25 protein-coding genes are annotated in these 23,923 nt (G+C 71.3%); 9 read left to right on the top strand and 16 right to left on the bottom strand.

From position 1 onward, the window contains the following. Window positions 1-4: 4 nt before the first annotated feature. From AB0D49_RS30845 to AB0D49_RS30790, 12 genes are all read right to left on the bottom strand, one after another. A complete protein-coding gene (locus AB0D49_RS30845; protein ID WP_362763629.1) occupies window positions 5-268 on the bottom strand; it encodes a hypothetical protein in 264 nt (87 codons plus the stop codon). A gap of 170 nt (window positions 269-438) precedes the next feature. Beyond that, window positions 439-1,428 (bottom strand): 2,3,4,5-tetrahydropyridine-2,6-dicarboxylate N-succinyltransferase, encoded by a 990-nt coding sequence (dapD, locus tag AB0D49_RS30840; protein ID WP_362763626.1) that lies wholly within the window; start codon window positions 1,426-1,428, stop codon window positions 439-441. A gap of 53 nt (window positions 1,429-1,481) precedes the next feature. Continuing rightward, window positions 1,482-2,036 carry a TetR family transcriptional regulator gene (locus tag AB0D49_RS30835; protein ID WP_362763624.1) on the bottom strand — a complete coding sequence of 185 codons (555 nt, stop codon included), beginning with the start codon at window positions 2,034-2,036 and terminating at the stop codon, window positions 1,482-1,484. Beyond that, window positions 2,036-2,356 carry a multidrug efflux SMR transporter gene (locus tag AB0D49_RS30830; protein WP_362763621.1) on the bottom strand — a complete coding sequence of 107 codons (321 nt, stop codon included), beginning with the start codon at window positions 2,354-2,356 and terminating at the stop codon, window positions 2,036-2,038. Before AB0D49_RS30830 ends, AB0D49_RS30835 begins: the two co-directional genes overlap by 1 nt. A 164-nt stretch (window positions 2,357-2,520) precedes the next feature. Further along, a complete protein-coding gene (locus AB0D49_RS30825) occupies window positions 2,521-2,853 on the bottom strand; it encodes a metal-sulfur cluster assembly factor (protein WP_362763618.1) in 333 nt (110 codons plus the stop codon). Continuing rightward, on the bottom strand, window positions 2,850-3,329 hold the full coding sequence (sufU, locus tag AB0D49_RS30820) for a Fe-S cluster assembly sulfur transfer protein SufU (RefSeq protein WP_362763616.1): 480 nt from the start codon (window positions 3,327-3,329) through the stop codon (window positions 2,850-2,852). The genes AB0D49_RS30825 and sufU overlap by 4 nt, the downstream gene beginning before the upstream one ends. A 16-nt stretch (window positions 3,330-3,345) precedes the next feature. Beyond that, on the bottom strand, window positions 3,346-4,602 hold the full coding sequence (locus tag AB0D49_RS30815) for a cysteine desulfurase (RefSeq protein WP_362763613.1): 1,257 nt from the start codon (window positions 4,600-4,602) through the stop codon (window positions 3,346-3,348). Further along, window positions 4,599-5,363, bottom strand: a complete 765-nt coding sequence (gene sufC, locus AB0D49_RS30810; protein ID WP_362763610.1) for a Fe-S cluster assembly ATPase SufC — start codon at window positions 5,361-5,363, stop codon at window positions 4,599-4,601. The genes AB0D49_RS30815 and sufC overlap by 4 nt, the downstream gene beginning before the upstream one ends. Before the next feature lie 7 nt (window positions 5,364-5,370). After that, window positions 5,371-5,691 carry a non-heme iron oxygenase ferredoxin subunit gene (locus tag AB0D49_RS30805; RefSeq protein WP_362763607.1) on the bottom strand — a complete coding sequence of 107 codons (321 nt, stop codon included), beginning with the start codon at window positions 5,689-5,691 and terminating at the stop codon, window positions 5,371-5,373. After that, window positions 5,688-6,872, bottom strand: a complete 1,185-nt coding sequence (sufD, locus tag AB0D49_RS30800) for a Fe-S cluster assembly protein SufD (RefSeq protein ID WP_362763604.1) — start codon at window positions 6,870-6,872, stop codon at window positions 5,688-5,690. Before sufD ends, AB0D49_RS30805 begins: the two co-directional genes overlap by 4 nt. 116 nt (window positions 6,873-6,988) lie before the next feature. Continuing rightward, entirely contained in the window at window positions 6,989-8,410 is a 1,422-nt protein-coding gene (gene sufB / locus AB0D49_RS30795; RefSeq protein ID WP_362763601.1) for a Fe-S cluster assembly protein SufB, read from the bottom strand. Continuing rightward, on the bottom strand, window positions 8,407-9,189 hold the full coding sequence (locus AB0D49_RS30790; RefSeq protein WP_362763598.1) for an ArsR family transcriptional regulator: 783 nt from the start codon (window positions 9,187-9,189) through the stop codon (window positions 8,407-8,409). Before AB0D49_RS30790 ends, sufB begins: the two co-directional genes overlap by 4 nt. A 173-nt stretch (window positions 9,190-9,362) precedes the next feature. Between AB0D49_RS30790 and AB0D49_RS30785 the strand changes: the two genes are divergently transcribed. The 4 genes from AB0D49_RS30785 (at window position 9,363) to AB0D49_RS30770 (ending at window position 13,406) form a co-directional block, all read left to right on the top strand. Beyond that, window positions 9,363-10,187, top strand: coding sequence for an AAC(3) family N-acetyltransferase (locus AB0D49_RS30785; RefSeq protein ID WP_362763595.1), 825 nt, complete (start codon window positions 9,363-9,365; stop codon window positions 10,185-10,187). A gap of 212 nt (window positions 10,188-10,399) precedes the next feature. Next, window positions 10,400-11,323 (top strand): ABC transporter ATP-binding protein, encoded by a 924-nt coding sequence (locus AB0D49_RS30780; protein WP_362763592.1) that lies wholly within the window; start codon window positions 10,400-10,402, stop codon window positions 11,321-11,323. Continuing rightward, window positions 11,320-12,090 carry an ABC transporter permease gene (locus AB0D49_RS30775; protein WP_362763589.1) on the top strand — a complete coding sequence of 257 codons (771 nt, stop codon included), beginning with the start codon at window positions 11,320-11,322 and terminating at the stop codon, window positions 12,088-12,090. The genes AB0D49_RS30780 and AB0D49_RS30775 overlap by 4 nt, the downstream gene beginning before the upstream one ends. A gap of 275 nt (window positions 12,091-12,365) precedes the next feature. Next, window positions 12,366-13,406: a COX15/CtaA family protein gene (locus tag AB0D49_RS30770; RefSeq protein ID WP_362763970.1), complete on the top strand. Its 1,041-nt coding sequence runs from the start codon at window positions 12,366-12,368 to the stop codon at window positions 13,404-13,406. Here AB0D49_RS30770 and AB0D49_RS30765 read toward each other — a convergent pair. The 4 genes from AB0D49_RS30765 to AB0D49_RS30750 all read right to left on the bottom strand — a co-directional run bounded on the left by AB0D49_RS30765 (window position 13,361) and on the right by AB0D49_RS30750 (window position 16,761). After that, complete coding sequence (locus AB0D49_RS30765) at window positions 13,361-14,125, bottom strand: nucleotidyltransferase (protein WP_362763586.1); 765 nt, start codon at window positions 14,123-14,125, stop codon at window positions 13,361-13,363. The genes AB0D49_RS30770 and AB0D49_RS30765 overlap by 46 nt on opposite strands. 18 nt (window positions 14,126-14,143) lie before the next feature. Further along, window positions 14,144-15,250 carry an amidohydrolase family protein gene (locus AB0D49_RS30760; RefSeq protein WP_362763583.1) on the bottom strand — a complete coding sequence of 369 codons (1,107 nt, stop codon included), beginning with the start codon at window positions 15,248-15,250 and terminating at the stop codon, window positions 14,144-14,146. A gap of 127 nt (window positions 15,251-15,377) precedes the next feature. Beyond that, window positions 15,378-15,740, bottom strand: a complete 363-nt coding sequence (locus tag AB0D49_RS30755) for a hypothetical protein (RefSeq protein WP_362763580.1) — start codon at window positions 15,738-15,740, stop codon at window positions 15,378-15,380. 67 nt (window positions 15,741-15,807) lie between these two features. Then, window positions 15,808-16,761, bottom strand: coding sequence for a heme o synthase (locus AB0D49_RS30750; protein WP_362763967.1), 954 nt, complete (start codon window positions 16,759-16,761; stop codon window positions 15,808-15,810). 389 nt (window positions 16,762-17,150) lie between these two features. On the opposite strand from AB0D49_RS30750, the gene tkt reads away from it, so the two are divergent. The 5 genes from tkt to pgl are packed head-to-tail and all read left to right on the top strand — an operon-like array spanning window position 17,151 to window position 23,785. Then, window positions 17,151-19,259 (top strand): transketolase, encoded by a 2,109-nt coding sequence (gene tkt / locus AB0D49_RS30745; protein ID WP_362763577.1) that lies wholly within the window; start codon window positions 17,151-17,153, stop codon window positions 19,257-19,259. Window positions 19,260-19,298: 39 nt separating this feature from the next. Next, window positions 19,299-20,417: a transaldolase gene (tal, locus tag AB0D49_RS30740; RefSeq protein ID WP_362763575.1), complete on the top strand. Its 1,119-nt coding sequence runs from the start codon at window positions 19,299-19,301 to the stop codon at window positions 20,415-20,417. A 4-nt stretch (window positions 20,418-20,421) separates the two neighbouring features. Next, complete coding sequence (zwf, locus tag AB0D49_RS30735; RefSeq protein WP_362763572.1) at window positions 20,422-21,978, top strand: glucose-6-phosphate dehydrogenase; 1,557 nt, start codon at window positions 20,422-20,424, stop codon at window positions 21,976-21,978. After that, a complete protein-coding gene (gene opcA / locus AB0D49_RS30730; RefSeq protein WP_362763569.1) occupies window positions 21,975-23,006 on the top strand; it encodes a glucose-6-phosphate dehydrogenase assembly protein OpcA in 1,032 nt (343 codons plus the stop codon). Before zwf ends, opcA begins: the two co-directional genes overlap by 4 nt. After that, window positions 23,003-23,785 carry a 6-phosphogluconolactonase gene (gene pgl, locus AB0D49_RS30725; RefSeq protein ID WP_362763566.1) on the top strand — a complete coding sequence of 261 codons (783 nt, stop codon included), beginning with the start codon at window positions 23,003-23,005 and terminating at the stop codon, window positions 23,783-23,785. Before opcA ends, pgl begins: the two co-directional genes overlap by 4 nt. The last annotated feature ends 138 nt before the right edge of the window (window positions 23,786-23,923 follow it).

Here is a 23,923-nt window from a genome sequence, read left to right as displayed (position 1 = left end):
CGGGCTACCCGGCGGCCGTCTCGGCCGCCGCGGCCCCTTCCGTGGTGTGCTCGTCGCCGAACAGCCGGAAGTGTTCGAGGACATCCTCGGCCGGGTCGTCGACCTGGCCGACATGGACGTTGACGAGACCGACCGTGGGGCCGTTGTGGGAGTCGCTGTGGGTCTCGTCGGCGTGGGCGGCACCGGCCGGGAGCCAGCAGCCGACCGCCAGGGCGGCGACCGTCCCGGTCAGCAGCCGTACGGCGTTCCTGGTCCGCTTGTTCGTCATTGCTCAGCCCCTCGTCCTACGACCGCGTCGGCAGATGATCGGACACGACGTGACCGTGCCCTCCGGTCTATCGGCCGAACGGGTGCCGAAGTCACGGTCAGTGGGCGTTTTAAGTGATCGTCATGATCGAAGAAGCGGCACACCGGCGTGACGGGGGGGCGCCACGGACGTCAGTTGTGGCTGTGCAGGATGTCGTTCAGGCCGCCCCACTCGGCGTTGTTGGGGCGCGCCTCGACCGTGCCGGTGACCGAGTTGCGGCGGAAGAGGATGTTGTCGGCGCCGGAGAGTTCCCGGGCCTTGACGATCTGTCCGTCGGGCAGGGTGACCCGGGTCCCGGCGGTGAGGTAGAGGCCGGCCTCGACCACGCAGTCGTCGCCGAGCGCGATACCGATCCCGGCCTCCGCGCCGACCAGGGAGCGTTCGCCGATGGCGACCCGCTCCTTGCCGCCGCCGGACAGGGTGCCCATGGTGGAGGCGCCGCCGCCGATGTCGGAGCCGTCGCCGACGACCACGCCCTGGGAGATCCGGCCCTCGACCATGGAGGTGCCGAGCGTGCCCGCGTTGAAGTTGACGAAGCCCTCGTGCATCACGGTGGTCCCGGCGGCCAGGTGGGCGCCGAGCCGTACCCGGTCGGCGTCGGCGATCCGGACCCCGGCGGGGGCCACGTAGTCGGTCATCCGGGGGAACTTGTCCACGCCGAACACGCTGACGTGCAGTCCCCGTGCGCGGGCGGCGAGCCGTACGGTCTCCAGGGTGTCCACGGCGACCGGGCCGAGGGAGGTCCAGGCCACATTGGGCAGCAGACCGAAGATCCCGTCCAGGTTCTGCCCGTTGGGCCGGACCAGCCGGTGCGAGAGCAGATGCAGCCGCAGATAGGCGTCGTGGGTGTCCAGCGGCTTGTCGTCCAGCGAGGAGATGACCGTACGGACCGCGACGGTCTCCACGCCGCGCACCCCGTCCTTGGCGAGCGCGGCGACGGCGTGCTCACCGAGCAGCGCGCGGGTGCGGTCGGCGTCCAGCCGCTCGGTACCGGCCGGTCCGGGCGCGTCGGACAGTTCGGGGGCGGGGAACCAGGTGTCGAGAACGGTGCCGTCGGCGGCGACGGTGGCGAGCCCGGCGGCCACGGCACCGGAGGTACGGGGGGCAGTCGTGTCGGTCATGAGGGCAACCTAACCGTCCCCGGCCCGAGGAGCCTAACCAGCGCGGAGGCGTCTCATCGGGCGGGCGGCGGGCCCGCGATCACCCGTCCCAGCATCTCCCGCGCGTAGCCCTCGTCGTAGGGCGTGTCGGTCAGCAGGACCTGGAGACAGATGCCGTCCATCAGCGCCACGACGGCCCGCGCGGTCACCGGGTCGGTGTGCGGGGCGAGGGCCTCGGTCACCGCGTCGGTCCATTCGGCGGCGACCGGGCGCAGCGCGGGGCGGCGCAGGGCGGCGAGATACAGCTCGTACTCCAGCTCCACCCCGGTCCGCTCCCCGGCGAGCCAGACGCCGAGCACGGTGGCGAGTCCGGCGGCCAGGTCGGTGGAGCCGTCGAGCAGTGCGCGGTGGTCCGCCAGCACGGTGGCGAACCCCTCGTTGCACTGCCGCAGCGCGGCGATCAGCAGCTCGTCCAGGGTCGCGAAGTGGTACGTGGTGGAGCCCAGCGGCACATCGGCCTCGGCGGCGACCGTGCGATGGCTGAGCCCGGCGATGCCCTGGGCCGCGGCGACCCGGATCGCCGCGTCGATGATCCGCTGGCGGCGCCCGGGGTCGTGGCGGCGGGCCATCAGTGGGCGCCGCCCAGATTCAGCACCACGACCCCGATGACGATCAGGGCGATCCCGGCGGCCTTGGTCAGGGTCATCCCCTCCCCGAGGAAGACGGTCCCGATGAGCGCGATCACGGCGGTCCCGGCGCCGGACCAGATGGCGTAGGCGGTGCCCACGGAGATCGTCTTGAGCGTCTGGGCGAGCAGCACGAAGGCCACTATGTACCCGGCCGCGGTGATCAGCGAGGGCCACAGCCTGGTGAAGCCCTGGCTGTACTTCATGGAGGTGGTCGCGGCGATCTCGGCGGCGATGGCACCGGCCAGCAGGAGGAAACCCATACGGGCGAGCGTACACAGGCATGTGTACGGGCGTACATAACGATTCAGGACGGGCCACGGGAAGGGGTACGGGAACGGGAACGGCCCCCGGCATCGCTGCCGGGGGCCGTACGAGGGACTGCGAGAGGGACCACGAGAGGGACTGCGAGAAGGTCAGGGGCGCGTCAGACGTTGAAGCCCAGCGCCCGCAGCTGCTCCCGGCCGTCGTCGGTGATCTTGTCGGGGCCCCATGGCGGCATCCACACCCAGTTGATGCGCAACTCGTTGACCAGGCCGTCCGTGGCGGACTTGGCCTGGTCCTCGATGACATCGGTGAGCGGACAGGCCGCCGAGGTGAGGGTCATGTCGATGGTGGCCACGTTGGAGTCGTCCACATGGATGCCGTAGATCAGGCCGAGGTTGACGACGTCGATGCCCAGCTCGGGGTCCACGACGTCCATCAGGGCCTCGCGGAGTTCCTCCTCCGAGGCCGGCTTCGTCTCAAGGGTCTCGGTCATGCCGTCTTCCTTTCCGAGGCGTCGGCGACGGTCCCTGAGCCCAGGGCCTGGGCCGTCGCGTCCTTCCACGCCATCCAGCTCAGCAGGGCGCACTTCACCCGTGCCGGGTACTTGGAGACACCGGCGAACGCGACCGCGTCCTCCAGCACCTCCTCCATGGCGTCGTCCGGCTCGATCCGGCCCTTGGACTGCATCAGCTCCAGGAAGGTCTCCTGGATCTTCCGCGCGTCGGTGACGTCCTTGCCGACCAGCAGTTCGTTCAGCACCGAGGCGCTGGCCTGGCTGATCGAGCAGCCCTGGCCCTCGTACGAGACGTCCTCGATCCTCGTGCCGTCGTACTTCACGCGCAGGGTGATCTCGTCGCCGCACGTCGGGTTCACATGGTGGACCTCGGCGTCGCCGTCCCTCAGACCACGCCCGTGCGGGTTCTTGTAGTGGTCCAGGATGACTTCCTGGTACATGGAGTCCAGCTTCACGGTTCCAGCACGCCCCTCAGCCGAAGAAGTTCCGTACGTGCTCCAGGCCGTCGACCAGCGCGTCGATCTCGGCCGGCGTGGAGTACAGATAGAACGACGCTCGTGTGGTCGCGGGAATTCCGTAGCGCAGGCAGACCGGGCGGGCGCAGTGGTGGCCGACCCGGACCGCGATGCCCTGCTCGTCCAGCACCTGCCCCACGTCATGGGGGTGGATGTCACCGAGCGTGAAGGAGATCGCCGCGCCCCGGTCCTCGGCCGTGGAGGGGCCGATGATCCTGAGGTCGGGGACCTCCAGGAGCCGCTTGACCGCGTACTCGGTGAGCGCGTGCTCATGGGCGAGGATCTTGTCCATGCCGAGGGCGTCGAGATAGTCGATGGCCGCGCCGAGACCGACCGCCTGGGCGATCGGCGGGGTGCCCGCCTCGAACTTGTGCGGCGCCGGGGCGTAGGTGGAGGAGTGCATCGAGACGGTCTCGATCATCTCGCCGCCGCCCAGGAACGGGGGCAGGTCCTCCAGCAGCTCCTGGCGGCCCCACAGGACCCCGATGCCGGTCGGCGCGCACATCTTGTGGCCGGTGAAGGCCACGAAGTCGGCCTGGAGGGACTGCACGTCCAGCGGCATGTGCGGGGCGGCCTGGGAGGCGTCGACGCAGACCAGCGCGCCGACCTCCTGGGCGCGCCGGACGATCGCCTCGACCGGGTTGACCGTGCCCAGGATGTTCGACACCAGCACAAAGGAGACGATCTTCGTCTTCTCGGTGATGATCTCGTCGATGTTGGACAGGTCGAGGCGGCCGTCGTCGGTGAGACCGAACCACTTCAGCTTCGCGCCCGTGCGCTGCGACAGCAGCTGCCAGGGGACGATGTTGGAGTGGTGCTCCATCTCGGTGATGACGATCTCGGTGTCGGCGTCGACCCGGTAGGGCTCGTCGGCCCAGCCGAGCATGTTCGCCACCAGGTTCAGCGACTCGGAGGCGTTCTTGGTGAAGATCACCTCGTCGCGGCTGGGCGCGTTGATGAAGTCGGCGACCTTGTCGCGCGCGCCCTCGTACAGCGCCGTGGCCTCCTCGGCGAGGACATGCACACCGCGGTGGACGTTGGCGTTGTACCGCTCGTAGTACTCGCTCAGGGCGTCCAGTACCTGGCGCGGCTTCTGCGAGGTCGCCGCGTTGTCCAGGTACACGAGCTTCTTACCGTCGTGGACCTGGCGGTCCAGGATGGGGAAGTCCTTGCGGATCGCCTCGGTGTCGAGGAGGCCCGGCATGTGTGTCACGCGGATGCGCCACCCTTCACGTATGCCTCGTAGCCCTCGTTCTCCAGCTTGTCCGCCAGCTCGGGGCCGCCGGACTCGGCGATCCGGCCGCCCGCGAAGACATGGACGTGGTCGGGCTTGATGTAGCGCAGGATGCGCGTGTAGTGGGTGATCAGCAGGGTGCCGACCTCGCCGGACTCCCGGACCCGGTTGACGCCCTCGGAGACCACCCGCAGCGCGTCCACGTCGAGACCGGAGTCGGTCTCGTCCAGGATCGCGATCTTCGGCTTGAGCAGTTCGAGCTGGAGGATCTCGTGGCGCTTCTTCTCACCGCCGGAGAAGCCCTCGTTGACATTGCGCTCGGCGAAGGAGGGGTCCATGTGGAGCCGCTCCATGGCCTCCTTGACCTCCTTCACCCAGGTACGCAGCTTGGGGGCCTCGCCGCGGATGGCGGTGGCGGAGGTGCGCAGGAAGTTGGAGACGGAGACACCGGGGACCTCGACCGGGTACTGCATCGCCAGGAACAGTCCGGCGCGGGCCCGCTCGTCGACGGACATCTCCAGGACGTCCTCGCCGTCGAGGGTGACGGTGCCGCTGGTGATCGTGTACTTGGGGTGACCGGCCAGCGAGTAGGCGAGGGTCGACTTGCCGGAGCCGTTGGGGCCCATGATGGCGTGCGTCTCGCCCTGCTTCACGGTGAGGTCGACGCCCTTGAGGATCTCCTTCGTGGCGTTGTCGGCCTCGACGGTGACGTGCAGGTCTCGGATTTCAAGCGTTGCCATGGGTGCCTCAGGACTCCTGGGTGAGGGAGACGAGCACGTCGTCCCCTTCGATCTTTACGGGGTAAACGGGTACGGGCCGGGTGGCGGGGAGGCCGGACGGCTTGCCGGTGCGCAGGTCGAAGGTGGAGCCGTGCAGCCAGCACTCGATGGCGCAGTCCTCCACCTCGCCCTCGGACAGCGAGACGTTGGCGTGCGAGCAGATGTCGTAGATGGCGAACACCTCGCCCTCGGTGTGCACCAGGGACATCGGTGTGCCGTCGAGTTCCACCCGCTTGGGGGTGTCCTCCTCCAGCTCGCTGAGCGCGCAGACACGCACGAAGGGGCTCATGCGACCGCGGCCTCCAGCTCCTGCTCGATCCGGGCGATGAGCCGCTCCTCGACGTCCGGGATGCCGATCTGCTGGACCAGCTCCGCGAAGAAGCCGCGCACCACCAGACGGCGGGCCTCGTGCTCGGGGATGCCGCGGGCCATCAGGTAGAACAGCTGCTCGTCGTCGAACCGGCCGGTGGCGGAGGCGTGTCCGGCGCCGACGATCTCCCCGGTCTCGATCTCCAGGTTGGGCACCGAGTCGACCCGGGCGCCGTCGGTGAGGACCAGGTTGCGGTTCATCTCATAGGTGTCGGTGCCCTCGGCGCGGGCCTCGATGAGGACGTCGCCGATCCACACCGCGTGCGCCTGCTCGCCCTGGAGGGCGCCCTTGTAGACCACGTTGGACTTGCAGTGCGGAACGTTGTGGTCGACCAGCAGCCGGTGCTCCTGGTGCTGTCCGGCGTCGGTGAAGTACAGCCCGATCAGCTCGGCCTCGCCGCCGGTGCCGGAGTAGGCGACCCGCGGGTGCAGCCGTACGACGTCGCCGCCGAAGGTGACGACCACGGACTTGAAGGTGGCGTCGCGGCCGACGAGGGCGTTGTGCTGGGCCACATGGACGGCCTTGTCGTCCCAGTCCTGGACGGAGACCACGGTGAGCCTGGCGCCGTCGCCGAGGACGTAGTCGACATTGCCCGCGAGGACCGCGTCACCGGTGTGGTCGATGACGAGCAGCGCCTCGGCGAAGGCGCCCAGCTCGATCACCTGGTGGGCGTAGGCGACCCCGCCCTCGCCGTGCACGGTGATCCGGATCGGCTCGGTGAGCTGGGTGTCCTTGGGCACGGTGACGATCCCGGCCTGCTCGAACGCGGAGTACGCCTGGGCGGCGACCCGGTCGACGGGGGTGCCGGCCCGGCCGAGCCGGGCGTCGTCGCGGCCGACGGTCTCGACGGTGACGCCCTCGGGGGCCTCGACGGCGACCTTCACTCCGGTGCCGGTGGCGGTGGCGGTGCCGTCGTGCAGCCCGCGCAGGCGCGCCAGCGGGGTGAACCGCCACTCCTCCTCGCGGCCGTGCGGCACGGGGAAGTCCGCCACGTCGAAGGACGGGGGGGCGCTCATGCGGGTGGCGACGGTCGACTCCGCGGCCACCGCGATCGAGCCGGCGGTGGTGGAACCCACCGGGATGTTCTGAGCCTCAGCCATGGCTGTCGGTCTGCTCTCTTCCTTACGCTTGCGCGCTTGACGCTTGGGCGGTGCGATCCTCGGCCCGCCCCCCGGGGAGGCGGGCCGCCTGCTGCTGTCGGACGGGGGCGGGGGTCTTAACCGACCGCGCCTTCCATCTGCAGCTCGATCAGCCGGTTCAGCTCCAGGGCGTACTCCATGGGCAGCTCCTTGGCGATCGGCTCGACGAAGCCGCGCACGATCATCGCCATCGCCTCGAACTCGCTCAGCCCGCGGCTCATCAGATAGAAGAGCTGGTCCTCGGAGACCTTGGAGACGGTCGCCTCGTGGCCCATGGACACATCGTCCTCACGGACGTCGACATAGGGGTAGGTGTCCGAGCGGGAGATGGTGTCCACCAGCAGCGCGTCGCACAGCACGTTGGACTTGGCGCCGGGGGCGCCCTCGCCGATCTCGATCAGCCCGCGGTAGGAGGTACGGCCACCGCCGCGCGCCACCGACTTGGAGACGATGTTGGACGAGGTGTTCGGCGCCATGTGGACCATCTTGGCGCCCGCGTCCTGGTGCTGGCCCTCGCCCGCGAAGGCGATGGACAGGGTCTCGCCCTTGGCGTGCTCGCCCATCAGATAGACGGCCGGGTACTTCATGGTGACCTTGGAGCCGATGTTGCCGTCGATCCACTCCATGGTCGCGCCCTCGTAGGCGACGGCACGCTTGGTGACCAGGTTGTAGACGTTGTTCGACCAGTTCTGGATGGTCGTGTAGCGGCAGCGGGCGTTCTTCTTGACGATGATCTCGACCACCGCGCTGTGCAGCGAGTCCGACTTGTAGATCGGCGCCGTGCAGCCCTCGACGTAGTGCACATAGGCGCCCTCGTCGACGATGATCAGGGTCCGCTCGAACTGGCCCATGTTCTCGGTGTTGATCCGGAAGTACGCCTGGAGCGGGATCTCGACATGGACGCCCGGCGGGACGTAGATGAAGGAGCCGCCGGACCACACCGCGGTGTTCAGCGAGGCGAACTTGTTGTCGCCGACCGGGATGACCGTGCCGAAGTACTCCTTGAACAGCTCCGGGTGCTCCTTGAGCGCGGTGTCGGTGTCCAGGAAGATGACGCCCTGCTCCTCCAGGTCCTCACGGATCTGGTGGTAGACGACCTCCGACTCGTACTGCGCGGCGACACCGGCGACCAGGCGCTGCTTCTCGGCCTCGGGGATGCCCAGCTTGTCGTAGGTGTTCTTGATGTCCTCGGGCAGGTCCTCCCAGGACTCCGCCTGCTTCTCCGTGGAGCGCACGAAGTACTTGATGTTGTCGAAGTCGATGCCGGAGAGGTCGGAGCCCCAGTTCGGCATGGGCTTCTTCTCGAAGAGCCTGAGGCCCTTGAGGCGGAGCTTGGTCATCCACTCCGGCTCGGACTTCTTCCCGGAGATGTCGCGGACGACGGCCTCACTCAGACCGCGCTTCGCCGCGGCACCGGCCTCGTCGGAGTCGGCCCAGCCGTATTCGTACGTGCCCAGCCCTTCGAGTTCGGGGTGGGCGGTCTCCGTGGGGAGAGTCATGCGGGGTTCCTCCCGGCCGTGCTGGTGGATGCGTTGGTAGGGGTCTGGGGGGTCTGCGGGGTGCGCGCCGTCGCGGTGCTCCCGGGGCGCCGCGGCTTCGCGGTCCTCGGGATGAACGTCGTGCAGACACCGTCGCCGTGGGCGATGGTGGCCAGCCGCTGGACGTGCGTACCGAGGAGTTCGGCGAACAGCTCCGTCTCGGCCTCGCACAGCTGCGGGAACCGCTCGGCGACATGGGCGACCGGGCAGTGGTGCTGGCAGAGCTGCTCGCCCTGCCGGGGCTGGGGCGCGCTGCGCGCGGTAGCAGCGTACCCGTCGGCGCTGAGGGCCTTGGCCAGGGCTTCGGTGCGCTCCTCGGGGCCGGCCGCCTCGACCGCCGTGCGGTAGGCGTCGGCGAGGGCGGCGATCCGGGCGCGGGCGAAGGCGGCGACCGCCTCGCTGCCGCCGTGCTGCTCGGCGATCCAGCTGAGGGCGTCGGCGGCGAGCTGGTCGTAGGACTGGTCGAAGGCGTCCCGCCCGCAGTCGGTCAGGGCGAACACCTTGGCGGGCCTGCCGCGCGTACGGGCGCCGTAGATCCGCTGCTCATGGGCGGCCACCACGTCGTCGGCGAGCAGGGCGTCCAGATGGCGGCGGACGGCCGCCTGGGTGAGGCCGAGGCGGCTGGCCAGCTCGGCAACGGTCGAGGGGCCGTGTTGCAGGATGGAGCGCGCGACCCGGTTGCGGGTGGACCGCTCCCCGGTCGCGAGTTCCTCCTGCGGGGCCTCGCCGACGTTTTTCACAACGCCATTGTTGCGTAATTCCTCAGAGCCTGACAAGCCGCGTCCGTACAGGCGAGCGGTGCCCTGCGTCACTTAGGTAAACCTAAGCTGACCTGCGGAAACGATCTTTGATCGATCAGCCGGTACGGCAATCGGGTGGCGCGGGCGGACGCCGTCGAGCAGACTGCCGAACCATGTCCGACACGCCCGCACCCCCTCCGACCGGCCCTCTTGTCACCCGCGCCGGCCTCGCCGCCGAGTTGCGCGCGGCCGGGGCGCTCAGCGGCGAGACCCTGCTGGTGCACTCCTCGCTGCGCTCCCTGGGCTGGGTGTGCGGCGGCCCGGTCGCCGTGGTCCAGGCGCTGCTGGACGCCCTCGGCCCGCGCGGCACGCTGGTGGTCCCCACCCAGAGCGGCGATCTCTCCGACCCCGCCGTCTGGGCCGCCCCGCCGGTCCCCCGGTCCTGGTGGGACACCATCCGCGCCACCATGCCGCCCTACGACCCCGACCTCACCCCCACCCGGGGCGTCGGGGTGATCCCGGAGACCGTACGGCGCTGGCCCGGCGCCCTGCGCAGCGCGCATCCGCAGACCTCCTTCGCCGCCGTCGGCCCCCGCGCCGCGACGGTCACCGACGGCCACGCCGAGGACTGCCGGCTGGGCGAGCGCAGCCCGCTGGCCCGGCTGGAGGAGCTGGGCGCCCGGGTGCTGCTGCTCGGCGTGGGCTACGACTCCTGCACCTCCTTCCATCTCGCCGAGTACCGCGTACCCGCCCCGCTGGCCCGGGTCGGCCGTCCGGCGCCGGACGGCTGGCGGGAGATCACGGAGGTCTCGATCAGCTCGGACCGCTTCGGTGAACTCGGCCATGACTTCGAACGCGACCGCCCGGTCGTCCGGGGCACGGCGGGCGCCGCCACCACCCGGCTCTTCCCGGTCGCGGACGCGGTGGCCTACGCCGAGGGCTGGCTCCCCGTCCACCGGCCCCGCGTGGGAGACATCCTGCTCGGCGGACCCGAATGACCAGGCGGGGGCGCGGGCGGGGGCACGGCGAGGGCAGGGGGAGGGCAGGGCGGCGGCACGGTGAGAGGTCCGGTGAGGGTCCCGGCATGGGGTCTGGCAAGGGGTCCCGTAAGGGCTCCGGCCGCCCGGCGCCCTGCCACCCCCCCGCGCGCTCCCGGAGTTCCCGTACCCGCCCGTCCGGCGCACCCACCGCGAACCTAGACTCTGGACCCATGCGAAGTGAGCCCGTGGTCCAGGTCGACGCCTTGGTGAAGCGGTACGGCGACAAGACCGCGGTGGACCGACTCTCCCTCGTGGCCCGTACCGGGGTGACCGCCGTGCTCGGTCCCAACGGCGCCGGGAAGACCACCACGGTCGAGATGTGCGAGGGATACCGCAGGCCCGACTCCGGGACCGTACGGGTGCTCGGCCTCGACCCGGTCCGGGAGGCGCGCGCGCTGCGCCCGCGGATCGGCGTGATGCTCCAGACCGGCGGGGTCTACTCCGGCGCCCGCGCGGACGAGATGCTGCGCCATGTGGCCCGGCTGCACGCCCACCCGCTGGACGTGGACGCGCTGAGCGCCCGGCTCGGCCTCGGCTCCTGCGGCCGTACCCCCTACCGTCGGCTCTCCGGCGGCCAGCAGCAGCGCCTTGCCCTCGCCATGGCCGTCGTCGGCCGCCCCGAGCTGGTCTTCCTGGACGAGCCCACCGCCGGACTCGACCCGCAGGCCCGCCGCGCCACCTGGGACCTGATCCGCGATCTGCGCGCCGACGGCGTCTCGGTGATCCTCACCACCCACCACATGGACGAGGCGGAACAGCTCGCCGACGACGTCGCCATCATCGACAACGGCCGGGTCGTCGCCCAGGGCAGCCCCGAGGAGCTGTGCCGGGGCGGCGCCGAGAACACCCTGCGCTTCACCGGCCGCCCCGGTCTCGACGTGGCCTCGCTGCTCAAGGCGCTGCCCGCCGACGCCGCCGCGGTCGAGCTGACCCCGGGCTCCTACCGGGTCACCGGCAAGATCGACCCCCAGTTGCTGGCCACGGTCACCTCCTGGTGCGCCCAGCACGGAGTGCTCCCGGACCGTATCTCGGTCGAGCGCCACACCCTCGAAGACGTCTTCCTGGAACTGACCGGCAAGGAGCTGCGCGCATGAGCGCCACCGGCACGTACGCCCCCCGGCCCGGCGCCGCCCCGCTCCCCCGCATGATCGCGGCGCAGGCGGCGCTGGAGACCCGGATGCTGCTGCGCAACGGCGAGCAGCTGCTGCTGACGGTGGTCATCCCGACGCTGCTGCTGGTGCTGTTCAGCACGGTCGACATCGTCGACACCGGCGCGGGCGCGGCCGTCGACTTCCTGACCCCGGGCATCCTGGCGCTGGCGGTGATGTCCACGGCGTTCACCGGTCAGGCCATCGCCACCGGCTTCGAGCGGCGCTACGGGGTGCTCAAGCGGCTGGCGTCCTCGCCGCTGCCGCGCTGGGGGCTGATGACCGCCAAGACCCTCGCGGTGCTGGTCACCGAGATCCTCCAGGTGCTGCTGGTGACGGCCATCGCGCTGGCGCTGGGCTGGTCGCCGCACGGCGACCCGTTCTCCGTGCTCCTGCTGCTCGTCCTCGGCACCGCCGCGTTCTCCGGGCTCGGTCTGCTGATGGCGGGCACGCTGAGGGCGGAGGCCACGCTCGCCGCCGCCAATCTGGTCTTCCTGCTGCTGCTGGTGGGCGGCGGGGTGATCGTGCCGCTGGACAAGTTCCCGCCCGCCGCGCAGGACGTGCTCGGGCTGCTGCCGATCTCCGCGCTCTCGGACGGGCTGCGGGACGTGCTCCAGGACGGCGCCGGGCTGCCGTGGGGCAGTCTGGCGATCCTCGCGGTGTGGGCGGTCGCGGGGCTGGCGGCGGCCGGCCGCTTCTTCCGCTGGGAGTAGCCCTGGCTGTGGGAGCTGCTCCGACCGCAGGCGTAGCCCCGGCCGCAGGAGTAACCCCGGCTGCGGGCCTAGCCCCGGCCGCGTGAGCAGCCCCGGCCGCAGACGTAGCCCCGCCACCGCAGGCGTACCCCCGGCCGCGAGAGTCTCCCCGCCGCCCCGCCCGCAGCGGAGTGTCCCCGCCCCGCCACCACCCCCGTACGCAGGCACGACACGGCGAGCGGCCCCCCTCGTGAACGTGTGCACAAGCCGCCTTCTACGATGGCCCCGTGCCAAAGCTGACCCGTACGGACGCCCGTGACGCCGTGCGCAACCCCCTCGCCTTCATCGCCGCGCGCTGGACCCCCACCCCGCGCACGGTCCGCCGGGCCGCGCTCGCGGCCCTCGTCATGGCGGTGGTCATCGTCGTCACCGGCGGGGCCGTGCGGCTCACCGGCTCCGGCCTCGGCTGCCCGACCTGGCCCAAGTGCACCGACGACTCGCTGACCGCGACCCGGGAGATGGGTCTGCACGGGGTCATCGAGTTCGGCAACCGGATGCTGACCTATGTACTGTGCGCGGCCGTCGGCTGGGCCATCATCGCCGCCCGCGCCGAGAAGCCGTACCGGCGGGAGCTGACCCGGCTGGGCTGGGCCCAGTTCTGGGTGGTCATGGGCAACGCCGTGCTGGGCGGGATCGTCGTGCTGGTCGGTCTCAACCCGTACACGGTCGCCCTGCACTTCCTGCTCTCCTCCGCGCTGATCGCGGTGGCCACGGTGATGTGGCAGCGCGCCCGCGAGGGCGACGGCGAGCCGCGTCCGCTGGTCGGCGCGGTGGTGCGGCAACTGGTCTGGGTCCTGGTCGGGGTGACGGCCCTGCTGATCGCCGTCGGCACGGTGGTGACCGGCGCCGGGCCGCACGCGGGCGACTCCAGCGAGGTGCCCCGGATGGACGTCCCGTGGGAGGACGTGACCCGGCTGCACTCGGTGCTGGCCTGGATCGTGGTGACCCTGACCTTCGCCCTGTGGTTCGTCCTCAAGGCGGTCGACGCTCCCAAGGGCCCGCTGGACCGGACCCGGGACCTGTTCGTGATCCTGCTCGCGCAGGGCGTGATCGGATACGTCCAGTACTTCACCGATCTGCCCGAGGTCCTGGTCGGCGCGCACATGCTCGGCTCGTGTCTGGTGTGGATCGCCACGCTGCGGGTGCTGCTGGCGCTGCGCGAGCGCCCGGCCGCCACGCACCCCGGGACGGACTCCGGGACGGACTCCGCCGAGGTGCCCGCCCCGGCCGCTCAGCCGTACGAGGCGACCAGCGCGTCGATCGCCGGACCCAGGTAGTCCCGGGTCAGTCCGGCGCGGCGGTCCCGCCAGCCGGGGGCCGGTGCCGGGCGCGGGCCGCCGTAGCGGCGGGCGGTGATGTCCTCGACCACCGGCACCGGGGCGCCCAGGGCGGGCAGCAGGGCGAGCGCCTCGCGCTTGCTGATCAGCCGCCCGTCCGTGACGGTGGCGGTCGCGCGGGCCAGCGTGATCAGCCCGAGGTCGACCCACTCGTCCCGGGTCCACAGCGCGGGCCGGTCCACCATGGGCCGCCAGTAGTCCCGCTGGTCCCGGAGCACGAACGCGGCCAGTTCCCGGTCCGGCACCGGCGGCAGCAGCCCGGCGGGCTCCCGGCCGTACAGGACCCGGCCGAAGGTGTGCAGCTCACGGCGGGTCACCGGGGTGACGGGGCGGCGGAACAGCCGCTCGTGCGCCCAGGTCAGATGCGCGCGGGCGGTGTCCCCGGCGGCCGACGGGGTCAGATACGTGCAGTGCAGTCCCGGGGCGAGGGGGTCGGCGCGCAGCCGGGCGTGCAGCAGGGCCAGCCGCCACACCGTGCCCGGGGTGGGGGTCCGGGGCAGGACGGCGATCAGATCGAGGTCGCTGCGGCCCTCCTGGTAGTCACCGCCCGCGAGGGAGCCGTGGGCCCACACCGCGACCGGGGCGAGCGGCAGGAGCCCGGTCACGAAGCGGTCGAGCAGGGCGCGGGTGGCGGGCGGCGGCTGTTCCTGGTGCGGCATGGGGCCAGTCTGTCCGGCTCAGTCGAGCCCGTACACCCGCCGCGCGTTGCCCGCCGCGATCAGTGCGGCCACCCGGTGCGCGTCCGCCGCCGACCACGCCCCGTCGGCCACCCAGGCGCCCAGCACCCGGCCGAGCGCCTCCTGGAACAACCGTGCCCCGACCACATGCAGTTCGGGCAGCGCGCCCGCCCCGCTGGAGAACAGGATCTTCCCGAACGGGGCCAGCTCCAGGACCTCGGCGAGGACGTGCGCGGCACGGGCGCCGGTACGCGCCAGGGCGGCACCGCAGTCGGCGTACACATGGGGGAAGACGCCCGCGAGATGGGCGGTGTGCCGGTGGTACGGGTAGCCGTGCAGCAGGATCAGATCGGTGCCGAGTCCGGCGGTGGCCCGGACGAAGCCGGTGAGCAGCACCGGGTCGGTCCGGTCGGTGCGCGCCCCCGGCTCCCCGAGCCCGGTGTGCAGTTGCAGCGGCCGTCCGGAGGCGACGGCGATCCACAGCAGATGGCGCAGCAGCACCGGATCGTTCAGTTCGTCGCCGGCCCGGCGTCCGGCCAGCCAGCGCCCCGCCGCGCCGCGTACCTCGCCGGGGCCGGGCGGTTCGGGGGCGAGGGCGAGTCCGTGCCGGACCCCGGCGACGGAGGTGAACGCCACGGCGTGGGCGGCGGCGCCGTGCACCGACTCGGCGAGGTTGGCGAGCAGGGAGGCGACCGTGCCGGAGGTGTCGGCGACCTGCTCGGCGAGGAGTTCCAGACGGACGATCTCCCGGGCGTCGGCGTCGGCGGCGGTGGCGAGTTCGGCGGGGCAGGTGAGGTCGCCGGGCAGCCCGGTGTCGACGAGGTAGGTGGTGATGCCGCTGCCGCGCAGCAGCCGTCGGCCGGACTCCAGGACGCCCAGTTCGCGGCGGCGGGCGAGATAGCGGGCGGGCGGGCTGTGCGGTTCCAGACCGAGTAGCGGGGGGCACCAGCGGCGTACCGCGAAGCCGGTCTGGGTGTCGAAGAGGGTGGTGCCGGGGGCGGGCGGGCCCGCGGTGCGGGCGAGCTGGGTCTCGAAGGTGCCGAGTCCCAGCTCCGTGCGGAGCACTCCGTGGCAGTGCTGGTCCACGAGCGCCGGTGTCTCGATCATCCCGCTGCTCCCCGTGCTGGACCGACCCTTCTCCGTCCTAACGGGTGGGGCGGGGTTCAGGTGTTGCCGTCCGGGAGGTCTGGCCGGAATGGCGGGGGCGGTCACCTGACAGACCAGGGGGCGTCCGTCAGCCGTTTCCGACCTGGATTCCGGCCATGCGCTTCCACTCGTACGGGCCGGTCGTCACCTTGGCGGCGAACTCGCCGTCGAAGGAGGCGTGGACCGTGATGCCGGACCGGGCGACGGCCTGCTCGGCGACGGCGTAGGTGGGGGCGACCAGGTCGCCCCAGGTGCCGTCGGCGGCGACCAGGACGATCCGGGCGCCGCGTTCGCCGAGGTAGGCGACCTGTCCTTCGGCGGTGCCGCCGTGCTTGCGGGCGAAGGCGCCGATCTGCTTCGCGAGGCGGGCGGTGCGGCGCTCGGCGCGGGCGGCGGCCCGGGAGTCGGTGGTCCCGTCCTGGGCGGCCGGCTGCTGTGTGTCGTCTGCCATGGTCAGGATGCTACCGACGGGTACGGGGGTCGGGGAGGTGACCTGCGCCTCAGCGCCGCGCGGGCGCTCAGCGCAGGAAGGGGTCCACGGCCACGGCGACGAACAGCAGCGACACATAGGTGATCGACCAGTGGAACAGCCGCATCTCCTTCAGCTTCGCGCCGGTCACCTCGGCCTTGGCGCGGTGCTGGAGGGCGTGTGCCTCCCACAGCCACCAGCCGCCCGCGGCCAGCGCGACCGCGGTGTAGAACCAGCCGGTGTAGCCGAGCGGGGTCAGCAGCAGGGAGACGGCGACCATGACCCAGCTGTAGAGGACGATCTGCCGGGCGACCGTCTTGTTGGAGGCGACCACCGGCAGCATGGGGACGCCGACGCGCGCGTAGTCGTCCTTCACCTTCATGGACAGCGGCCAGTAGTGCGGCGGGGTCCAGAAGAAGATGACCAGGAAGAGGATGAGCGGCGCCCAGGTCAGCGAGTCGGTGACGGCGGTCCAGCCGATCAGTACCGGCATACAGCCCGCGATGCCGCCCCACACGATGTTCTGCGAGGTGCGGCGCTTGAGGATCATCGTGTAGACGACGACATAGAAGAGGAGCGCGCCGAGGGAGAGCCAGGCGGAGAGCCAGTTGACGGTGTAGCCGAACAGCAGGGTGGAGCCGATGGCGAGGGTGATGCCGAAGGCGAGGCACTCACGGGGGCTGACCATGCCGGTGACCAGGGGGCGCTGCGAGGTGCGGTCCATCAGCGCGTCGATGTCCCGGTCGATGTACATGTTGAGGGCGTTGGCGCCGCCCGCGGAGAGATAGCCGCCGACGCAGGTGAGCAGCACCAGCGTCAGATCGGGCACGCCCTGCTCCGCCAGGAACATCACCGGAACGGTGGTGATCAGCAGCAGCTCGATGATCCGCGGCTTGGTCAGCGCCACGAACGCCATGACACGGGCCCCGAACGGCCGGTGGCGCGGGCTCTGGCTCGTCCCGGCGACCCCCGCAGGACGGGATTCAACGGCCGTCACGTACACCCCTGACAGAGACATCCCAGCGAGCCTCCAGGTGTTAAGCCCCGGTAAAGGCTCACGCGTACGTCGACACTGTAGACGTTGGCCAGACCCGGACATTCGCGGGGGTGGGGTCGTGTCCGCGGGTGCCCCCGGACGGGCCGACGGGTGCTCCGGGCGCGCCGGGGTCCACCGCGTTGAGCGCACGGACGAGCGGGGCCGTATTCAGGTGCCGGGGGCGCGCCCGGCGCGGCCGACAGGCGGACCGGGGGAAGTCCCGGCAGTCTGGAAACGAGGCGGAAAACGCCGGTACGGGCAAGGGTAGGCTCGACAGCGGCCGGGTGCCCGATGCACCGGCATGCGACATGCGTGATGCGACATGCGTGACATGTGGAGAGGAGCCCTGACCCAGGGTGAGCACCAAGCCGACCACCACAGACCTCGACTGGACCGATGTGGACCAGCGAGCCGTCGACACGGCCCGTGTCCTGGCCGCCGACGCCGTACAGAAGGTCGGTAACGGCCATCCTGGTACGGCCATGAGCCTCGCTCCCGCCGCGTACACCCTGTTCCAGAAGGTGATGCGGCACGACCCGGCGGACGCCGACTGGGTCGGGCGGGACCGCTTCGTGCTGTCCGCCGGACATTCCTCGCTGACCCTCTACACCCAGCTGTACCTGGCCGGTTTCGGGCTGGAGCTGGATGATCTGAAGGCGTTCCGCACCTGGGGCTCGAAGACCCCGGGGCACCCCGAGTACGGGCACACCACGGGTGTGGAGACCACGACCGGGCCGCTGGGCCAGGGCGTCGCCAACGCGGTGGGCATGGCGATGGCCGCGCGCTACGAGCGCGGGCTGTTCGACCCGGACGCCCCCGAGGGCGAGTCGCCCTTCGACCACTTCATCTACTGCATCGCCGGTGACGGCTGTCTCCAGGAGGGCATCTCCGCGGAGGCGTCCTCGATGGCGGGCCACCAGAAGCTGGGCAACCTGGTCCTGCTGTGGGACGACAACCACATCTCGATCGAGGGCGACACCGAGACCGCCGTCTCCGAGGACACCGTCAAGCGGTACGAGGCGTACGGGTGGCATGTGCAGCGGATCGCCCCGAAGCCGGACGGCGATCTGGACCCGCACGCGATCTACAACGCGATCGAGGCCGCGAAGCAGGTGACGGACCGGCCGTCGTTCATCGCGATGCGCTCGATCATCGCCTGGCCCGCGCCGCACGCGCAGAACACCGAGGCGGCGCACGGCTCGGCGCTGGGCGACGAGGAGGTCGCGGCCACCAAGCGGGTCCTCGGCTTCGACCCGGAGCAGTCCTTCGAGGTGTCCGACGCGGTGATCACCCACACCCGGGGTGCCGTGGAGCGGGGGAGCCAGGCGCGCGCCGAGTGGGAGAAGACGTTCCAGGAGTGGCGGGACAACAACCCGGCGCGGGCGGCCGAGTTCGACCGGATCGCCGCGGGTGAGCTGCCGGTGGGCTGGGAGGAGAAGATCCCGGTCTTCGAGGCGGGCAAGGGGGTCGCCACCCGGGCCGCGTCCGGCAAGGTGCTCCAGGCGCTCGGCGCGGTGATCCCGGAGCTGTGGGGCGGCTCCGCCGACCTGGCGGGCTCCAACAACACCACGATCGACAAGACGTCGTCGTTCCTCCCCGCGGACAACCCGCTGCCGGAGGCCGACCCGTACGGACGCACGATCCACTTCGGTATCCGCGAGCACTCGATGGGCGCGGAGATGAACGGGATCGCGCTGCACGGCAACACGCGGATCTACGGCGGCACCTTCCTGGTGTTCTCCGACTACATGCGCAACGCGGTCCGGCTGTCGGCGCTGATGCACCTGCCGGTGACGTTCGTGTGGACGCACGACTCGATCGGGCTCGGCGAGGACGGTCCGACGCACCAGCCGGTGGAGCACCTGGCGGCGCTGCGGGCGATCCCGGGGCTGAACATCGTCCGTCCGGCCGACGCCAACGAGACGGCCATCGCCTGGCGGGAGATCCTGCGCCGGTACACCAAGGAGTTCGGCAAGGGCGCCCCGCACGGGCTGGCGCTGACCCGGCAGGGCGTGCCGGTCTACCCGCACAACGAGGACGCGGCGCGCGGCGGTTATGTGCTGGCCGAGGCGGGGTCGGGCACACCGGAGGTGGTCCTGATCGCGACCGGTTCCGAGGTGCATCTCGCGGTCGCGGCGCGGGAGGCGCTGGAGGCCGAGGGGGTCGCCACCCGGGTGGTGTCGATGCCGTCGGTGGAGTGGTTCGAGGAGCAGGACGCGGCGTACCGGGAGAGTGTGCTGCCGTCGTCGGTGCGGGCCCGGGTGGCGGTCGAGGCGGGGATCGGCCTGACCTGGTACCGGTATGTCGGGGACGCCGGGCGGATCGTGTCGCTGGAGCACTTCGGCGCGTCTGCGGACGGCAAGGTGCTGTTCGAGAAGTTCGGCTTCACGGCGGAGAACATCGCCGCGAAGGCAAGGGAATCGCTGGCCGCCGTGCGGGAATCCGACGCCGCCGCCGGGCGCTGACGCTGACATACGCACTGACACGTAGGAGATGCATTTTTCATGACGGACGCACTGAAGCGCCTCTCCGAGGAAGGCGTCGCGATCTGGCTGGACGATCTGTCGCGCAAGCGGATCACGTCCGGCAACCTGGCCGAGCTGATCGACCAGAGCCATGTCGTGGGGGTCACCACCAACCCGACGATCTTCCAGAAGGCCATCAGCAGTGGCGACGGCTATGAGCAGCAGCTCGAGGACCTCGCCGCGCGGAAGGTGACGGTCGACGAGGCCGTACGGATGATCACCACGGCGGACGTCCGGGACGCCGCCGACATCCTGCGGCCGGTGTTCGACGCGACGGGCGGACAGGACGGCCGGGTCTCCATCGAGGTGGACCCGCGGCTCGCCCATGACACCAAGGCGACCATCGCCGAGGCCCGGCAGCTGGCCTGGCTGGTGGACCGCCCCAACACCCTGATCAAGATCCCGGCGACCCGGGCGGGGCTGCCCGCCATCACCGAGGTGATCGGCAGCGGCATCAGCGTGAATGTGACGCTGATCTTCTCCCTGGAGCGCTACCGCGCGGTGATGGACGCCTATCTGGCGGGTCTGGAGAAGGCGAAGGCCAAGGGCCTGGACCTGTCCCTGATCCACTCGGTGGCCTCGTTCTTCGTGTCCCGGGTGGACACCGAGATCGACAAGCGGCTGGTGGCGCTCGGCACCGACGAGGCGAAGGCGCTGCGCGGCAAGGCCGCCGTCGCCAACGCCCGCCTCGCCTACCAGGCGTACGAGGAGGTCTTCGGGACCGACCGCTGGGCGGCGCTGGAGCAGGCGGGCGCGAACAAGCAGCGTCCGCTGTGGGCGTCGACCGGTGTGAAGGACCCGGCGTACAAGGACACCCTGTACGTGGACGACCTGGTCGCGCCGAACACGGTGAACACCATGCCGGAGGCCACCCTGGAGGCCACCGCCGACCACGGGCAGATCACCGGCAACACCATCGCCGGGACCTATGAGCAGGCGCGGGCCGAGCTGGACGCGGTGGAGAAGCTCGGCATCGCGTACGACGACGTGGTGCAGGTCCTGGAGGACGAGGGCGTCGACAAGTTCGAGGCGTCCTGGAACGAACTGCTGGCGTCCACCGAGGCGGTCCTCAAGCGCCTCGCCCCTTCGGAGGGCTGACACCTTGTCCCCGCAGTCCCCGCAGTCTCGGGTTTCCGGTAGCGGAGCCAACCCGCTGCGTGACCCCGCCGACCGACGGCTCCCGCGTATCGCGGGGCCGTCGGGCCTGGTGATCTTCGGCGTCACGGGCGATTTGTCCCGGAAGAAGCTGATGCCCGCGGTGTACGACCTCGCGAACCGGGGTCTGCTGCCGCCCGGCTTCTCGCTGGTCGGGTTCGCCCGCCGCGAGTGGCAGAACGAGGACTTCGCCCAGGAGGTCCATGACGCGGTCAAGGAGCACTCCCGCACCCCGTTCCGTGAGGAGGTCTGGCAGCAGCTCATCCAGGGGATGCGCTTCGTGCAGGGCACCTTCGACGACGACGAGGCGTTCGAGCGGCTCCGCGACACCATCGACGAGCTGGACAAGGCGCAGGGCACGGGCGGCAACTTCGCCTTCTATCTGTCGGTGCCGCCGCGGTCCTTCCCGGTGGTCATCCAGCAGCTGAAGAAGCACCAGCTGGCCGACCAGACCGGTGGCTCCTGGCGCCGCGCGGTGATCGAGAAGCCGTTCGGGCACGACCTGGCCTCCGCCGAGCAGCTGAACAAGGTCGTCCATGAGGTGTTCGCCCCGGACCAGGTGTTCCGGATCGATCACTACCTGGGCAAGGAGACCGTCCAGAACATCCTGGCGCTGCGCTTCGCCAACACCATGTTCGAACCGATCTGGAACCGGTCCTTCGTGGACCATGTGCAGATCACCATGGCCGAGGACATCGGCATCGGCGGCCGGGCCGGGTACTACGACGGCATCGGCGCCGCCCGGGACGTCATCCAGAACCACCTCCTCCAGCTGCTCGCGCTGACCGCCATGGAGGAGCCCGCCTCCTTCGACGCGGACGCGCTGGCCGCCGAGAAGACCAAGGTGCTCGGCGCGGTCCGGCTCCCCCGCGACCTGGGCCGGGACACCGTGCGCGCCCAGTACGCGGCGGGCTGGCAGGGCGGCGAGAAGGCCGTCGGCTATCTGGAGGAGGACGGCATCGACCCCTCCTCCACCACCGACACCTACGCGGCCGTGAAGCTGGAGATCGACAACCGCCGCTGGGCGGGCGTCCCCTTCTATCTGCGCACCGGCAAGCGGCTCGGCCGCCGGGTCACCGAGATCGCGGTGGTCTTCCAGCGCGCCCCGCACTCCCCCTTCGACTCCACGGCCACCGAGGAGCTCGGGCAGAACGCCATCGTGATCCGGGTCCAGCCGGACGAGGGCGTCACCGTCCGCTTCGGCTCCAAGGTGCCGGGCACCTCGATGGAGATCCGGGACGTGTCCATGGACTTCGCGTACGGCGAGTCCTTCACGGAGTCCAGCCCGGAGGCGTACGAGCGGCTGATCCTCGATGTGCTGCTCGGCGACTCCAACCTCTTCCCGCGCACCGAGGAGGTCGAGCTGTCCTGGAAGATCCTCGACCCGATCGAGGAGTACTGGGACGCGAGCGGCAGGCCCGCGCAGTACCCGTCGGGGACCTGGGGCCCGGTCGAGGCGGACGAGATGCTCGAACGAGACGGCAGGAGCTGGCGCCGGCCATGAAGATAGACCTCACCGACACCACGGCCAGCAAGGTCAACAAGGCGCTGGTGCAGGGCCGCCGCGCGGTCGGCACGCCCGCCGTCGGCATGGTCCTCACCCTTGTCATCGTCACCGACGAGGAGAACGCCTACGACGCCCAGCGCGCCGCCAACGACGCCTCGCGCGAGCACCCCTCGCGCAAGCTGGTGGTGATCAAGCGGCACGCCCGCACGCCCCGTGACCGCACCCAGTCCCGGCTGGACGCCGAGGTCCGGGTCGGCGCGGACGCGGGCACCGGCGAGACCGTGGTGCTCCGGCTGTACGGCGAGGTGGTGGACCACGCCCAGTCGGTGGTGCTGCCGCTGCTGCTGCCGGACGCCCCGGTGGTCGTGTGGTGGCCGGCGGGCGCCCCGCTCGACCCGGCCAGCGACCCGCTGGGCGCGCTCGCCCAGCGCCGGGTCACCGACACCTACGCGGCCGAGCAGCCGGTGCGGGAGCTGACCGAGCGGGCCGGGACCTACACGCCCGGCGACACCGATCTGTCCTGGACCCGGATCACGCCCTGGCGCTCCATGCTGGCGGCGGCCCTGGACCAGGTGGTGTGCGAGGTCACCGGGGTGGAGGTGGAGGGCGAGGAGTTCAATCCGAGCTGCGAGCTGCTCGCCATGTGGCTCGCGGACCGGCTGGACGTGCCCGTGAAGCGGTCGCTGTCCGGCGGTCCGGGACTGACCGCCGTACGGATGCAGACCGACTGCGGGCCGATCGTGCTGGACCGGGCGGACGGTTCGCTGGCCACCCTGTCCATCGACGGTCAGCCGGACCGGGCGGTGGCGCTCAAGCGGCGGGAGACGGCCGAGCTGATCGCGGAGGAGCTGCGGCGGCTCGACCCGGACGACACCTACGCGTCCGCGCTGCGGTTCGGGGTGGAGCGGCTGCACGCGACGCAACCGGCGGCTCCGGAGGCTCCTCAGACGCCCGAGGCCGCGCCCGCGCCGGTGAAGAAGGCACCGGCGAAGAAGGCCACCGCGAAGAAGGCGGCGGCCAAGTGAACACCCCGCAGCTGGTCGTGCACCGGGACAAGGAGCTGATGGCCGAGGCCGCCGCCGCCCGGCTGATCACCCGGATCGTGGACGCCCAGGCGTCCCGGGGCTCCGCCTCGGTGGTGCTGACCGGCGGGCGCAACGGCAATGGTCTGCTGGCCGCGCTGGCCACCGCGCCCGCCCGGGACGCGATCGACTGGACCCGGCTCGACCTGTGGTGGGGCGACGAGCGCTACCTGCCGGAGGGCGACCCGGAGCGCAATGTCACCCAGGCGCGGGCGGCGCTGCTCGACTCGGTGCCGCTGGACCCGGAGCGCGTGCACCCAATGCCCGCGTCGGACGGTCCGTTCGGGGCGGACGTGGACGCCGCCGCCGCCGCCTACGCCGAGGAGCTGGCGGCGGCCTCGAAGGCCGAGAACCATGGCGCGGTGCCGTCGTTCGACGTGCTGCTGCTGGGGGTCGGACCGGACACACATGTGGCCTCCCTGTTTCCGGAGCTTCCCGCGGTGCGGGAGACGGACCGTACGGTGGTGGCGGTGCACGGTGCGCCCAAGCCGCCGCCGGTCCGGGTCTCGCTGACCCTTCCGGCGATCCGGTCGGCGCGTGAGGTGTGGCTGCTGGCGGCGGGCGCGGACAAGGCGAACGCGGCGGCCATCGCCCTGTCGGGCGCGGGCGAGATCCAGGCTCCGGCGGCCGGGGCCCGGGGCCGTGCGCGCACGCTGTGGCTGCTGGACTCGGCGGCGGCGGGGCAGTTGCCGCGGTCGCTGTATCCCCCGGCCTCGCCGTGACGCCGTAGGTTCCTGACGCGGTGACCGACACCGGGTCCACCCGCCGCTTCGGGTGGACCCGGCCCGGTCACCGGGGCCGGACTGGCCAAGCACGCCTGGTCCAACCTCGTCGCGCCCTGGAACGCGGAGGCGACGGTA

The sequence above is a fragment of the Streptomyces sp. NPDC048290 genome (assembly GCF_040652095.1).
Lineage (GTDB): Bacteria > Actinomycetota > Actinomycetes > Streptomycetales > Streptomycetaceae > Streptomyces.
The sequence above is the reverse complement of the archived record's forward strand: the minus strand, read 5'-3'. Positions and strand labels throughout refer to the sequence as shown.

Bases quoted from the DNA above. Each gene is read 5' to 3' on its own strand.
- AB0D49_RS30845 (WP_362763629.1), bottom strand. From the start codon at position 268: ATGACGAACAAGCGGACCAGGAACGCCGTACGGCTGCTGACCGGGACG.
- dapD (WP_362763626.1), bottom strand. From the start codon at position 1,428: ATGACCGACACGACTGCCCCCCGTACCTCCGGTGCCGTGGCCGCCGGG.
- AB0D49_RS30835 (WP_362763624.1), bottom strand. From the start codon at position 2,036: ATGGCCCGCCGCCACGACCCCGGGCGCCGCCAGCGGATCATCGACGCG.
- AB0D49_RS30830 (WP_362763621.1), bottom strand. From the start codon at position 2,356: ATGGGTTTCCTCCTGCTGGCCGGTGCCATCGCCGCCGAGATCGCCGCG.
- AB0D49_RS30825 (WP_362763618.1), bottom strand. From the start codon at position 2,853: ATGACCGAGACCCTTGAGACGAAGCCGGCCTCGGAGGAGGAACTCCGC.
- sufC (WP_362763610.1), bottom strand. From the start codon at position 5,363: ATGGCAACGCTTGAAATCCGAGACCTGCACGTCACCGTCGAGGCCGAC.
- AB0D49_RS30805 (WP_362763607.1), bottom strand. From the start codon at position 5,691: ATGAGCCCCTTCGTGCGTGTCTGCGCGCTCAGCGAGCTGGAGGAGGAC.
- sufD (WP_362763604.1), bottom strand. From the start codon at position 6,872: ATGGCTGAGGCTCAGAACATCCCGGTGGGTTCCACCACCGCCGGCTCG.
- sufB (WP_362763601.1), bottom strand. From the start codon at position 8,410: ATGACTCTCCCCACGGAGACCGCCCACCCCGAACTCGAAGGGCTGGGC.
- AB0D49_RS30785 (WP_362763595.1), top strand. From the start codon at position 9,363: ATGTCCGACACGCCCGCACCCCCTCCGACCGGCCCTCTTGTCACCCGC.
- AB0D49_RS30780 (WP_362763592.1), top strand. From the start codon at position 10,400: ATGCGAAGTGAGCCCGTGGTCCAGGTCGACGCCTTGGTGAAGCGGTAC.
- AB0D49_RS30775 (WP_362763589.1), top strand. From the start codon at position 11,320: ATGAGCGCCACCGGCACGTACGCCCCCCGGCCCGGCGCCGCCCCGCTC.
- AB0D49_RS30765 (WP_362763586.1), bottom strand. From the start codon at position 14,125: ATGCCGCACCAGGAACAGCCGCCGCCCGCCACCCGCGCCCTGCTCGAC.
- AB0D49_RS30760 (WP_362763583.1), bottom strand. From the start codon at position 15,250: ATGATCGAGACACCGGCGCTCGTGGACCAGCACTGCCACGGAGTGCTC.
- AB0D49_RS30755 (WP_362763580.1), bottom strand. From the start codon at position 15,740: ATGGCAGACGACACACAGCAGCCGGCCGCCCAGGACGGGACCACCGAC.
- tal (WP_362763575.1), top strand. From the start codon at position 19,299: ATGACGGACGCACTGAAGCGCCTCTCCGAGGAAGGCGTCGCGATCTGG.
- opcA (WP_362763569.1), top strand. From the start codon at position 21,975: ATGAAGATAGACCTCACCGACACCACGGCCAGCAAGGTCAACAAGGCG.